General features: G+C 36.8%; 8 protein-coding genes. 5 read left to right on the top strand and 3 right to left on the bottom strand.

Features of this window, described 5'->3' with window-relative positions:
• Nucleotides 1–169: 169 nt before the first annotated feature.
• The 3 genes from DIC78_RS10805 (at nucleotide 170) to DIC78_RS10820 (ending at nucleotide 5,827) form a co-directional block, all read left to right on the top strand.
• Nucleotides 170–1,309 carry an HNH endonuclease signature motif containing protein gene (locus DIC78_RS10805; RefSeq protein ID WP_127696254.1) on the top strand — a complete coding sequence of 380 codons (1,140 nt, stop codon included), beginning with the start codon at nucleotides 170–172 and terminating at the stop codon, nucleotides 1,307–1,309.
• A 466-nt stretch (nucleotides 1,310–1,775) separates the two neighbouring features.
• Nucleotides 1,776–3,881, top strand: a complete 2,106-nt coding sequence (locus DIC78_RS10815; RefSeq protein WP_127696256.1) for an AAA family ATPase — start codon at nucleotides 1,776–1,778, stop codon at nucleotides 3,879–3,881.
• Nucleotides 3,866–5,827 (top strand): UvrD-helicase domain-containing protein, encoded by a 1,962-nt coding sequence (locus tag DIC78_RS10820; RefSeq protein ID WP_127696258.1) that lies wholly within the window; start codon nucleotides 3,866–3,868, stop codon nucleotides 5,825–5,827. Before DIC78_RS10815 ends, DIC78_RS10820 begins: the two co-directional genes overlap by 16 nt.
• A 1,206-nt stretch (nucleotides 5,828–7,033) precedes the next feature.
• Here DIC78_RS10820 and fbp read toward each other — a convergent pair.
• The 3 genes from fbp to DIC78_RS10835 all read right to left on the bottom strand — a co-directional run bounded on the left by fbp (nucleotide 7,034) and on the right by DIC78_RS10835 (nucleotide 10,143).
• Nucleotides 7,034–8,959 (bottom strand): fructose-1,6-bisphosphatase, encoded by a 1,926-nt coding sequence (gene fbp, locus DIC78_RS10825; RefSeq protein WP_127696260.1) that lies wholly within the window; start codon nucleotides 8,957–8,959, stop codon nucleotides 7,034–7,036.
• A gap of 246 nt (nucleotides 8,960–9,205) precedes the next feature.
• Nucleotides 9,206–9,364 (bottom strand): hypothetical protein, encoded by a 159-nt coding sequence (locus tag DIC78_RS10830; RefSeq protein ID WP_010332572.1) that lies wholly within the window; start codon nucleotides 9,362–9,364, stop codon nucleotides 9,206–9,208.
• Between the two features lie 68 nt (nucleotides 9,365–9,432).
• A complete protein-coding gene (locus DIC78_RS10835; protein ID WP_127696262.1) occupies nucleotides 9,433–10,143 on the bottom strand; it encodes a GntR family transcriptional regulator in 711 nt (236 codons plus the stop codon).
• A gap of 157 nt (nucleotides 10,144–10,300) precedes the next feature.
• Here DIC78_RS10835 and DIC78_RS10840 point away from each other — a divergent pair, with 157 nt between their 5' ends.
• A complete protein-coding gene (locus tag DIC78_RS10840; RefSeq protein WP_127696264.1) occupies nucleotides 10,301–12,169 on the top strand; it encodes a beta-glucoside-specific PTS transporter subunit IIABC in 1,869 nt (622 codons plus the stop codon).
• 13 nt (nucleotides 12,170–12,182) lie between these two features.
• A complete protein-coding gene (bglA, locus tag DIC78_RS10845; RefSeq protein ID WP_127696266.1) occupies nucleotides 12,183–13,622 on the top strand; it encodes a 6-phospho-beta-glucosidase BglA in 1,440 nt (479 codons plus the stop codon).
• Nucleotides 13,623–13,776 lie beyond the last annotated feature (154 nt).

Here is a 13,776-nt window from a genome sequence, read left to right on the forward strand (position 1 = left end):
TATTGCAGGTGTTTATAATAGTAGATATGTGAATCCTAAAATATATTAGCTAATATTTTAAAGCTTACAGAGATTATTAAGTATAGAACGCTTAGTTAGAGTAATGTGAATCTTGAATACAGTCAAAGTAAGAGAGACTAAAGTGATGGTTTTAAAGGAGATGAACGAGGTGAGCAGAAAGATAAGTACTCAGGTTGAAAGAAGGATATATGCTGAATCTATGGGGAGATGTATGAATCCAGAATGTAAAGTAGAATTATTTAAAGATAGTGGCGACATAATGGAAAAGGCTCATATAATTCCGTATTGTGATACTAAAGACAACTCGTATGAAAATTTAATTATTTTATGCCCAAATTGTCATACAAACTTTGATAAAAACAATGCATTCAGTGCAGATGATGTTGAAAAATGGAAAAAAATACGCAAGGCTGAGTTCGAGCGTTTTTTTAGTAAAGAGTATGATACTTTTGAGGATTTAAAAAGTGAAGTAGTTCCATTGTTACTACATAATCAAGCAATCTTTGAAAACTATTATTCAGAGGACCAAAGGGGATTGTGGGACATTTTTGAAGGTGAGATTTTATCAAATAATAGAATACTAAAAAAAATTTTAAAACACAATACTAAGTTAATTCAAAAGCATTCTCAGGAAAGCTACTCAAACTTAGCAATAGTACAAAAATTTATGCTTCATATTGATGAATTTGAAGCTACTCGAATAAGTAAAGAAAAAATAAGACATGTATTATTTCCGACTGAGATTAATTCTTTGTTTGGAATAAAACCTTTACAGAAAGACTTTATACCATCTGTAGAGTCTATTGAGAGTTTAATAGCAGTATTGCTGAATAAGGGGGAATTTGAATCTATTGTTTTAGGCATTGATAATCCATATATACAGGTTAAAAAAGACAGTAGTTCTGAAAAAATTTATCTAAATGATACTCCAAGGTTAAGGCAAATATACTATGATAGCAAATGTTTTAGGAGAGTTAATGTTCGATTTGAAAGTTTGAATTATGCTCTAAAAGTTATAAAATCAAGAGGTTTAAATTTTGATTTTTTAGAGATAGATAATCTAAAAGAAATTACAGTAAAGGGTGTAAAGATAGTTTTTATTTATGAGTATTGCTTAAGTAAAGTTAAATTGCAACAACTATGTCCAGAGGAAAAATGTGTGGTTTTAAACTTACATAATTGGAATGGTGAGAGTTGTATTTCAGGGGAAGCATACGAACTAGCAAAAGAAATGAAAGTAACGTTACTAACAATGGATAAATTTTATAAATACATTAATGGCTTTTAACACAAAAGATTTTGTCATTCAGAAAATCCTACATCATATAGAATTGTTTGAGTTATTTAAAAGTGTATATTTATTTGGGTCAATTCTCAATGAGAATAGATCCCCAAATGATATAGATTTATTGCTAGTTTACAAAGATTTTTCTAATCAACTTTTAATTGATTTGGATAAGATAGTCACTTTTTTTGATCAATCATATGAACTCTCCTTTGATTTAACTGTACTAAGTGAACATGAGGAAGAAGAGTCAGGTTTTATAATTAGATTAACCTCAAATTACTTAAGACTAAAATAACAAATTCTTATATTTAAAAAAATGATAATATTTCACAAGTAAATTCACTTTTAGAAGACTGCCGTTGCACTAAGTGCGGGGAGCCTTATCATAAGTGAGTGAGATTTTATAAAATCGGAAATCCATCAAACTAATCTTTTAACATTAATAAATAGTTGGGGGTTTTTTGAAGTGCTTTTAAAAGGTGTTACCATACAAAATTATAGGAAGTTTAAAAACGAATCATTTTCAATGGCTGACAACGTTACTTTGCTTGCAGGTGCTAATAATAGTGGTAAAACTTCTATGATTAATTTAATAGGATCTATAATGCAAAATGGAAAAACTCCATTTTTTATTTCGGATATACCAGTAAGGCTATCAAAACAATGGGTAGATGAAGTTTATGAGACATTTATATTGTGCTTTAAGGAAGGCGAGGATTCATTATCTACAGTAGAGAGAATTATAAACAAACTATTTTGTACTGAAACATCTAGTTTAGACAGTGATCTAATAATTCCTGCAACATCTATACGTTTTAAAATAGATTATAGTGAAGAGGACGATATTAGAAAGTTTGCCGATTTTATTATGGACTTGAACCCGGATAATAAAAGCTTCTATTTTGAATATTCATTTCAACCAACGTATGTATCCTTCAGACAATCATTGGAGGAAAATTACAAAAAATTATATGCAAGATATAATAAAATTCATTCCTTAGAAGATCCAACTTCAAAAATACAGCAATTTAAAGAAGTAATATTGTCAATTTATGAAGCAAGTATAATTGAGAAGTGTTACTTTAGTGATAGCGATTATACAGACAAAGTAGAAATTGATATTTCAACTTTTCGAAGGCTTTTTAACTTTAAATATATTAACGCAGGTAGACCACTTGATGATCAAAGTAATGGTAACTTTAAAAGTTTAAGTAAAAACATGGTTGAGCTCGCAACTCATAATGAAAAGTTAGGTGCCTTATTAGAGAACTTGCCAGATCAAATACTCAGTCCAATACAAGATGCGAAAATTATTGATGAGGTAAGAGACACATCGGTAAAAGGTCTTAGCAACGCTGTTAAAACAATTGCTAAAGCAAGTGGAGGCAATACGGGAAGTATGATTCTTGATATAGATATTAACGAAGGCACTATAACTTCTCTTCTTAACCAAATAACTAACACAAAATATCAATATGAAGGTTATTTCCTCAATGAAGCTTCACAAGGATTGGGTTACAGTAATATGATTTATATACTGCTACAGTTGGAAACATATAAAAGAAAAATAGATCCACTATTAGTCAACCTATTTGTGATAGAGGAGCCTGAATCACATATGCACCCCCAAATGCAAAGAATCTTTGGGAAGTATTTAAAAGATTACTATCTTCAAAAGAAAATACAGGGTTTAATAACTACTCATTCTGGTGAAATGGTGCGCCTAACCGAAATGAAGAATTTAAGAGTTTCACGACCAATAGATCAGTTAGAGAGTAAAATTTATGACTTTTCTATGTTTAAAAAAGGCTTGAGTGGTGACACCACATTGGATACATTTTATGATTGGTTTTATGAAATAGGATTTTCTGAAATAGTTTTTGCAGATAGAGTAATTCTTTATGAGGGTGACACAGAAAGGTTGCTTATAAGAAAGTTATTGACTCTAGATGCATATGAAGAACTTAATCAAAAGTATATAGCGTATGTTCAGGTTGGTGGTGCTTACGCACATAAATATAGTAAAGTAATAAATTTTCTGAAAATAAAAACTCTTGTTTTAACTGATCTAGATTATAAAAAAGATGCAACAACTGTGGAAGCAGTAAAAGAGTCTAAAACAACAAATGCAACAATCAACATCTATTATGACGTGTCAAAAGGAATAAAGTCTCCAACAATACTTGATTTGTATGAATGGAAAGACAAAGGTGAGAATGAGATTTTGGGAGGATTAGTCCTAATTAATTATCAAGGAAAAGCTGAACAATATGCTCGGACTTTAGAAGAAGCTATGTTATCAAAATTTTACAATTTGAATGTGTTAGAAAAAAAAGATAGAAATTTCTGGATTGAGAAAAGAAATAACGATAGACTTAAATATACTATTCCAAGCCCTGTTAAACCTAAAAGAGATGATTTAGATAAAGATGAAAAATACAGTATTAGAGATATTGTTAGACATTCAGAGAATAATAAAACTGATTTTATGTACTCAGTTATTTTAAATGGTCTAATAGAAAAGATGCTTCCTATTTATATTAAGGAGGGATTAGATTGGCTGCAAAAATAGTTGATAATATTTTTCTCATTAATGCTCCAGCAGGTAGTGGCAAAACAACCAAAATAAAATCAATGATTGTAAGTCATAAGATAAAATATCCACTGGATAATATACTTTGTATTACTTATACGAAGAGAGCTGCAGAAGAGCTTAAAAAGGGATTAAATGAAGAAGGGATTCACATAAGTACAATTCATTCATTTTTACATAAATTTTTAAGGATTTATTTTTGTAAGAATGAAATAATACATCTATATATTGAGATATTTGGGGATTCAATCAGAGAGAGTATCGAGAACAAGGAAGAGAAAGAACATGTATCAGCTAGAAACAAGGAGTATATCGATAAGTATGGTTGTTTATCAATAGAAGCGATAAAAGCTAATATAAGTACTATTTATTATAATGAATCTTCAAACAATCATCTTTACAAGGGAGGTTTGTCTCACGATAGTTTGATCTTATTTGCAGAAAAGGTATTCGAAAAATTTCCGAAGATTAAGAAGAGATTAACTCAAAAGTATCAATTGATTTTTATAGATGAGTACCAAGACTCCGCTTCCAGTGTATTAAAAATGTTTTATAAAGCAGGACTAAATACTAGCTCAAAACTCTATTTTCTTGGCGACAAGATGCAACAAATATATAAAAACTATGATGGATCGTTTGAAGAAGAATTAAAAACTCTAAATACTGATATTAAATTAGATACTAATCACCGGTCAATACCAGATATCGTTTCTATATTAAATAATATATATAATGATAAGGAATTTAAACAAATCTCATCTGACAGAAACCGTGTTAATAAACCAGGCCATCCACCAAGAGTAGTAGTGTGTGATAACATACAAAAAAGGCTAAAAAGGGAACATTTAATTTATCCGAATGCTTTGTTGTTATTTTTATTAAATCAACAAAGATTCGATTCGATAGGCGCAGGAGAATTGTACAGACAATTTAATAGGTTGGATAGATATTCACAAGTAAACCAATTAAATGCTATTGATGTCTTATCTGATAATACTAATGAAAATAAAGATCCTCTTTTAAAGTTGCTTTTTATAGTAGAAAAAGTTCTAAGTTATTATAAGAATTTTAATCTTGGCAGTATAATTCAAACCTTCAAAGCAAATCAAAAGATATTTGATACTAAAATTGGTACAATTACTAGACATCAGGATAAAGTTAATTTAAACAATCTATTAAAAAAAATATATGATTTTTATCAGAAAGCAAGCTCAATAAATGAATTTTTAACTTTATTAAGTGGATCTAAAGTTATTAAAGAGAGCTATATAGATAATATAGCTGATGAATATATTGGAGTGTTAGCAGTTACATTAAACGATTTCAAAGCACTTTCAAATTATTTGAAGGATCCGAAGGTTTCAACGCAGCACGGTGTAAAAGGAGAGAGTCATAATACTGTTTTCTTCATTGCAGAGGATTCTTTTAGAACACCAGTGGTTCATATGTATAAATTCTTAAAACTGTGGTCTATTACAGAACTATCGTTAGATTCTCTAGAATCCTTTTATTATGATTATAAAAAGTGGATTGAAGATACAATCGCCCATTTAGAATGTAAAATATCAGATTTGAATAAAGAAAGGTATGACACACATGCAACTTATCTAAAAACGAGAGTGGAAAAATTATGCAAACATTTCGAGGATAATTGGATATTTAAAGATCTGTGTGAAGATCTTTATAATAAATACCTTCTAAAACCTAATGTTACAAACATTAAAAAATGTTTTAAAGAAAGTACGGTGTACGGAGTTCTGTCTGCGTATAGACTTTTTTATGTTGGTTGCTCAAGAGCAAAAAGCAATTTAACTATTTTTATTGATAAGTCTAAGGTAAAAGACTTTTCTGAGGATCTGATTTTTAAATTGAAGAGAACGGGATTTAGTGTTGAAGTTGAAGCTAAAGAATTGCTGAAATTGTGAGTAAAAGATCAAGAAAAATTAACTATAGAATCAAGTAATTTAATATTAAATAAGGTTTTAATCCAAAAAAATTCGTTAATAAGAAGAGTATTATAACTTTTTCAAGAGTTAAAATTTTTAGTTAATTCACCAAGCGGTATGCTATCAGCATTTATCTGCATGGGCAAAATGCTAGCGAAGTACAAAGGATTATAAGAAAATTTTCTAAATCTCTAAGGAAGTTATTTATCAAGAGAGATTCGCCAAAATTTATTAAATACTGGTTTTGTTACTCGCAGGTGTTTCTGACATTATCTCTAATTTTTATATTTCAACAATTTAATAAGATTTTTTAAGGATCGCTAGTATTATATCTTGATTAAGAGTGCACTAGCGGAATAAATTATACTAACAAGTTTAATCTTACATGTTACCGACAATTCTACCTTCAATATCATATAGTAAGAGGTTCTTATGAATTAAACACAAAAAAGACCAAGAATTTATTCTTGGTCCTTTTCACCCAGAATCGCTTCTTCGATCCTCTACAACCTCATCCATAGCAAAAGTTGTAATCTAAATAATTGATGTATTTAAAATCAATGCGTGTACAACCAAATGAGACACTCACAATTACATGGGGTTTTCTGGAAATAAAAAGACATCCTATTAGTCAGAAGAAAAATCTATATAGCTTCGCAAACCCAGCCTCCAACCCAAATATTCCGCCCCGGATGTTTTAAAGAAAGATAGAGTGGAAAACATTTTCGGTGTTTATTACGTTACCATGTGTTAGTTGTAATAGAAATTTTCAAAGCGCAGGGTTTGGCCGTGTTGTGTAGCAGACCGGTTTGACAAAATAGTCGTCAGGGTTCGGTTTTCTGTTGATTATGTTGTGGTCTTTTATCAAAGGAATTATAATAGTAAATAAATGCACACCAGGATAAAAAACTTATTTTCCCATTATTGTTCATAAAATATTATTTTTGTTTTTCTTGACCATTTAATAAAGAGAAAGAAGATAGATGAATACGATAAAGTGATTCATTGGTTTCTTAAAGAGGCTCATCTCTAGTGAATATTTGTATTGGTTTTATTTACTTACTTATGAATGAGTAGATAACCAGACTTGTTAGCGATTTTAAAAAGGTGTAGGGTTAAATGAGATACTGAATAACCATAAAAAAGAGCCCAGAGAAAGTCAGTCAGCTCTGAACCCCACACCCCTCACTTCATATACCGATACTCCCGCAAACTCTCCAAAATCGCAACCTCCTGCAACAACTCCTCACCAACATTCGTTTCCTTCACTTTCTTCCGCTCAAGCTCTTTATCCACTAGTCGTTTCACCGTTAAGACATCGGTTCCGGTGCTTAGGACTTCTGCCTTGGAGTTGAAGTGTTTATGGGCGACGAGCTGCATGCCGTAGGAGTTGTATAGCAGCGTGTAGCCGGCGATGCCTGTTGTGGATTGGTAGGCTTTGGAGAAGCCGCCGTCGATGACGATCATTTTTCCGTTTGCTTTGATTGGGTCTTCTCCTTCGATTTCTTTTACGGGTGTATGGCCGTTGATGATATGGCCATGATCTGGATTGAGGCCGAATTCTGCCAGGATGTTTCGGCAGGTTGCCTCGTCTTCACGTAAATAATAATACGGGTTTTTCTTCTCTTTATGCGTTTCCTTCTCTTTAATGAAATACCGCTCAAATGTCGTCATGGCGCGTTTTCCGAAGAGGGAGGAGTACTCGCCTGTCCATAAATACCAAGCCATATCTGTCGCCAGATCATCGGTTTCTTCCGGGTGGGCAAACGCTTCCCGCAAGAATCGTTCAAATACATCAAGCAGCTCACGGCCCGCATACGGTTTATCCTCAATCATCATCGTTTCCATATTGCCGTTTTCATCGACAGGAATACAGCCGTGAATCAACAGGTTGCCGTTATATTTTAAATAAAGGCTGCCTTTTTTCATCATGAAATTCATATGACGGCCCAGCTTTTCAGAATGCTGGACAGAGAATAGCAGCTTGTCTATGACTTCTGCTTCTTCTTCTAATAGCTGATCTGGCTGTTCCGGATTGATTGTCGCAAAGCAGGTGTTTTCCAGTTGATATGTTTTTCCATTCAGCGTAATCTCATTTTTGTCATAATCAATTTTTTCTAATAACAGCCGTTCCTCCATGTTAAAGTTCGGCCGTCTCTTGATAATCGGGCTCTCAAGCTTGAATTGGATCATGGCAATGGCTTGATGGATTTTTGTGATTTGCTTAATCTCTTCTTCCGGTCTGTTTTCGTCTGCTTTTGGACGGAACGCTGGATTATCATCGTAATATTTTTCGGCCAGGTTCATCAGCGGTCTTAAATTGATGCCGTACACGTCTTCAATAATGTCCAGGTTGTCATAGCGGGCACAGATGCGGATAATATTGGCCAGACATACTTTGGAACCGGAGTAGGCGCCGATCCAAAGGACATCGTGATTTCCCCACTGAATATCGACAGAATGATAATTGATTAGCTCCTCCATAATCCGATCCGGCTGCGGGCCGCGGTCGTAAATATCGCCGACCACATGCAGATGGTCGACCACCAATCGCTGAACGCTGTAAGCAAGACCGGTGATCAATTTATCGGCTTGGCCAAGCGCAATGATCTGATCTATGATTTCGGAGTAATATTGCTCCTTGTTGCCAGCTTGTTCTGTTTTGTATAGCAGCTCCTCCGTAATATAAGCAAACTGGGCAGGCAGTGCTTTACGCAGTTTGGAGCGGGTATACTTCGAGGAGCAATAAGAAACAAGTTTAATCATTCTGTTAATCGTTTCTTTATACCACTCGTTTAATGCTTCTTTCATATCAAAGTTATGTTTGATTAACTTCAGTTTGTCTTCCGGATAATAGACCAATGCTGCTAATTCATCAATTTCTCTATCGTAAATGACACCGCTGAAAATATCGCGGATCTTCTCTTTGACTCGTCCTGAACCATTACGCAGCACATGCTGGAATGCTTGATACTCCCCGTGCAAATCACTGACAAAATGCTCGGTGCCTTTTGGCAGGTTCAGTATCGCTTTCAAATTAATGATTTCCGTTACCACTTTTTCTTCACAATCGTATTTTTGTGCGAGTAGATCTAGGTACTTGCTTTCCAAAATCGTCCATCCCCTTTTTATAATAAGAGCTGCCCCTATTTACGAGCATTTGCATGATAAAGTGAATTTAAAAGTATGACATTATTTTTCATCATTGGACCCTTATACGATAGTAACGCATAACTCCTTTTAGAGACAATGAAAATGAGGGAATGAGGGCGGCGAAATGAGTGCGTATAAAATGGATGAATAAAGTGAAACACAAAAAAACCAGATTTCAGTACAAATCTGGTTTCCTATAGCCGTTCAATGCTTTTCTTTCGCCATCTTGATAAAGAGGAAAAAGATAATGAATACGATAAAGTAATTCATTGGATTCTTAAAGATGCTCATCTCTAGTGAAATCTGTAATAGTATCCAGAGCACGAAGATGGCTAGTATGGCAGGAATGATGATTTTGTACATGTCGACCACCTTCCATAGTTGATGAAAGAAGAGGGGTGTTTTTTCATTAGAAGCAAGATGCAGCTGCCCTACAACAAAAAACTATTCGCCTGCACCACAAACTGCGACTGCTCATAATGATAAGAGATTTTCGAGAAATCAAACGGCTGCCCATTTGTCAGATGAAAAATACTTTCTATATAAAGCTTGGGCAGTCCAGCCTTCAGCCCCAAGAACTCCGCTTCTTCCTCATTAATCTGGCCCACATGAAGAAACAAATCAGAAAAGCCAATCTTCAGTCCCAATCCTTCCCGGATGTAATGAAAGATTGAGTGAGACACAATTTCCTTGTTCAAGTACGTCACGATGGATTTGTTGTAATAGGATTCTTCGAAGCATAGGGTTTGTCCGTTGATATAGCGGACCCTTTTGACATAGTAGACGTCTTCATCAAGTCCGATGTTGAGGTTTTCTGCCGCTTCCGGTGTTGGTTTTCTCACGTCCAGCTCAATGACCTTTGAGGTGACATTGAAATCCTCGAGGTCTTTTTTAAATCCTTGATTCGACAGGAGGCTGATGTAGCCTTTTCGTTTATGCTTTCGGACGAAAATGCCGCTTCCTCTGAGCTGAAAGATCGCGCCTTTTTGTTCTAGTAGATCCAGAGACTTTGTGATTGTGCTTTTGCTGACCTCAAACTGGGCCATGAGGGTTTCTAGCACTGGCAGCTTATCTCCCTGTTTAAGCTCGTGTTCTTCTATATACTTTTCGATTTCCGCTGCGATTTGCTGGTACTTTAACATACGCATTCCTCATTCATTCGTTTAGTTTCACTTGTCAAAATTATAGCATAAACCGCTTACAGATTTGATAAAGGTATAAATACTTTGTTAGAGTATTGATAAATTATACCGGTACAATTATAATGAAAGCGTAACCGAAATAAAGGGGTGGGTGAAAATGTCGGGGAAAGTGAGAGATTATACGAGACTAGCAAAAGACATTTTGGAGGCCGTAGGCGGGGAAGAGAATGTGATAGGGGCTTCTCGCTGCGCTACCAGGCTTCGCTTGGTGCTGAAGCGGTCTAAGCCGCAAGCGAAGGATATCGTTAAGGCCATGCCCGGCGTGATTACGGTCGTGGAGAACAGCGGCCAATTTCAGATTGTCATTGGACAGCACGTAGGAGACGTTTTCGAAGCTTTTTCGAAGCTGGTCAATATTGATCTGTCCGATGAACAGAGCGAAAATAAAGGAACGATCCTGAACCGTGTTATCGCGACCATGTCAGCGGTATTTGCGCCATTCGTGTACATTTTGGCTGCGGCCGGTATTTTGCAAGGTGCATTAATTATCATTAATTTATTGTTTGATGGCTTTGAGAAAACGGGAACTTATCAGGTTTTTAGTTTCATATCATGGGCGCCGTTTACGTTTTTGCCTATTTTTATCGCGATTACGGCATCAAAGCATTTTAAGACCAACACGTATATCGCTGTAGCGTGCTGTGCCGCGTTAGTCAGTCCAACATGGGCGGAGATGGCGACTCAAATCGCAGACGGAAAGAGCATTTCTTTCTTAGGGATTGCTTTGTCGCAAACGACATACACGTCTTCCGTGCTGCCGCCATTATTTTTAGTGTGGATGTTGTCTTACCTTGAACGATTCTTGAATAAGAGAATGAACGAAGTGGTCAGACCGTTATTTGTTCCTTTTCTATGCATGGTCATTATGGTGCCAGTAACAATTGTCCTCATTGGTCCTGTGACAACGCTAGGCGCGAATGGAATTGCAAACGGTTACAACTTCTTGGCGGAAAACGTGCCGGCTTTGGCTGGAGCCATCATCGGCGCATTCTGGCAGGTCATCGTGATCTTTGGCGTACATTGGGGCATTACGCCTATGGTATTGGCAAACTTTGATTTATACGGCCGGGATTCATTCCAGGCGTATCAAACGATTGCGGTGGTTGCACAGGTTGGCGCAGTGCTTGGCGTCATCTTAAAGGCGAGAAACAAGGAAACGAGAAAAGTCAGCGTTTCGGCTGGAGTCACAGGATTGTTTGGCATTACAGAGCCGGCGATCTACGGTGTGACCTTAAGATTTAAGAAGCCGTTTATCTTTGGCTGTATTTCCGGCGCGGTTGGCGCAGTCGTAGCAAGCTTTTTTCATCCGTATTACTTTGCCTATGCGGGACTTCCGGGACCGCTGACGATCGTAAATGGAATCAATGAAAAATTCCCAACTTCTATCTGGGGCATTTTAATCGGAGCTGCGATTGCGGTGATTCTTCCTGTTGTGCTGATTCAGATCTTTGGCTACGGTGAAGATACTGCTGCACAGACGGAAAAGGACAATCTTCTGGCGGAACAGGCAAATGAAGAGACAGTATATGCGCCATTTAGCGGCAAGGTCATCCCGCTTTCTAAGGTGCCTGACGAAGTATTCAGCTCGGGTGCCATGGGACAAGGGTTGGCGATAGAGCCATCGGATAGTAAACTCTATGCTCCGTTTGACGGAACCATCGTCATGGTCGCGCCTACAAAGCATGCGATCGGCCTGCGTTCAACCTCTGGTGTTGAATTGCTTGTGCACATCGGGCTGGATACAGTGACGTTAGACGGAACTCCTTTTTCCTTGAAGGTCAAAGAGGGCGATACAGTCAAAAAAGGCGAGGTGCTTGCTGAATTTGATAAAGCATTCATTGAACAAAAAGGGTTAACAACGATTACTCCAGTCATCATTACCAATTCACATGCGTATCAGGAAATTCTTATTGAGGATCTTGAAGAAAGTGCGCTAGACCAAAAAATCTTTACAGTCGTAAGCTAGGGAGGAATAAAAGATGGAAAAAATGCCGAAGGATTTCTTATGGGGCGGCGCTTTAGCTGCCCACCAATTTGAAGGCGGATGGAATCAGGGCGGTAAAGGGCCAAGTGTCGTCGATGTGATGACAGCGGGTGCGCACGGCGTACCGAGAAAAATCACGGATTCCATTGAAGAGAACGAATTTTATCCGAACCATGAAGCCATTGATTTTTATCACAGATACAAGGAAGATATCGCTTTGTTTGCGGAAATGGGATTAAAATGCTTGCGGACGTCCATCGGCTGGAGCCGGATTTTCCCGAAAGGCGATGAGGCTGAACCGAACGAAGAAGGCTTGCAGTTCTACGATAATGTATTTGATGAATTGCTGAAGCATGGAATCGAGCCGGTGATTACCCTGTCTCATTTTGAACTTCCGCTGCATCTTGCAAGAGAATACGGCGGCTTCAGAAATCGCAAAGTCGTAGACTTTTTCGTCAAATTTGCTGAGGTTTGCTTCAACCGATATAAAGATAAAGTGAAGTACTGGATGACATTCAATGAGATCAATAACCAGATGGATGTGAACAACCCTCTGTTCCTATGGACGAACTCAGGTGTCGTGGTCGGAGAAAATGAAAATGCCAAGGAAGTCATGTATCAAACGGCGCACCACGAGTTACTTGCAAGCGCATTGGCAGTGGCAAAAGGAAAGGAAATCAACCCTGAGTTCCAAATTGGGGCCATGGTGTCACATGTGCCGATTTATCCTTACTCCTCTAATCCGGAAGATGTGATGCTTGCTGAAGAAGAAATGAGACAGCGTTATTTCTTCCCGGATGTGCAGGTTCGCGGTTATTATCCGAAGTATGCGTTAAAAGAGTTTGAAAGAGAAGGTTACAATATTATCTTCGAAGACGGCGATGACGAGATTTTGAGAAACGGGACAGTCGATTATTTAGGCTTCAGTTATTATATGTCGACAACTGTGAAAAGCGATGTCGAAAATGACAATACAGGAGATGTCGTAAACGGCGGGCTGCCTAATAGTGTTGAAAATCCGTACATCACCTCCAGTGACTGGGGCTGGGCGATTGATCCGACTGGTTTGAGATACACGTTAAATCGCTTTTATGATCGATACCAAATTCCATTATTCATCGTTGAAAACGGCTTTGGGGCGGTTGATACGCTGGAAGAGGACGGCGCCATCCATGACCCGGAACGAATTCAATATTTGAAATCACATATTGAAGCACTGGAAAAAGCGGTCACTTACGACGGTGTAGATTTAATCGGCTTTACGCCGTGGGGCATTATTGATATCGTCTCCTTCACAACAGGCGAAATGAAAAAACGCTACGGCATGATCTATGTTGATCGTGACAACGAAGGAAACGGATCCATGAAGCGGTATAAGAAGGATTCATTTGAGTGGTACAAAAACGTCATTCAAACGAATGGTGAGGAATTATAAAGCAGATGGCCCGAATCGAGCACTTAACCGAAGTGCCTGGTTCGGGTTTTTTTGTGATCCGAACAGATATCCAGTAATGGGAATAGATTACCAACGCTGATTGCTGTGTTATGATTTCACCTGTAAGATTCTTTTTTGTATAATTTAATATTAG

This window comes from Bacillus halotolerans, from assembly GCF_004006435.1.
Taxonomy (GTDB): domain Bacteria; phylum Bacillota; class Bacilli; order Bacillales; family Bacillaceae; genus Bacillus; species Bacillus halotolerans.

Bases quoted from the DNA above. Each gene is read 5' to 3' on its own strand.
- DIC78_RS10830 (WP_010332572.1), bottom strand. From the start codon at position 9,364: ATGTACAAAATCATCATTCCTGCCATACTAGCCATCTTCGTGCTCTGG.
- DIC78_RS10835 (WP_127696262.1), bottom strand. From the start codon at position 10,143: ATGTTAAAGTACCAGCAAATCGCAGCGGAAATCGAAAAGTATATAGAA.
- DIC78_RS10840 (WP_127696264.1), top strand. From the start codon at position 10,301: ATGTCGGGGAAAGTGAGAGATTATACGAGACTAGCAAAAGACATTTTG.
- bglA (WP_127696266.1), top strand. From the start codon at position 12,183: ATGGAAAAAATGCCGAAGGATTTCTTATGGGGCGGCGCTTTAGCTGCC.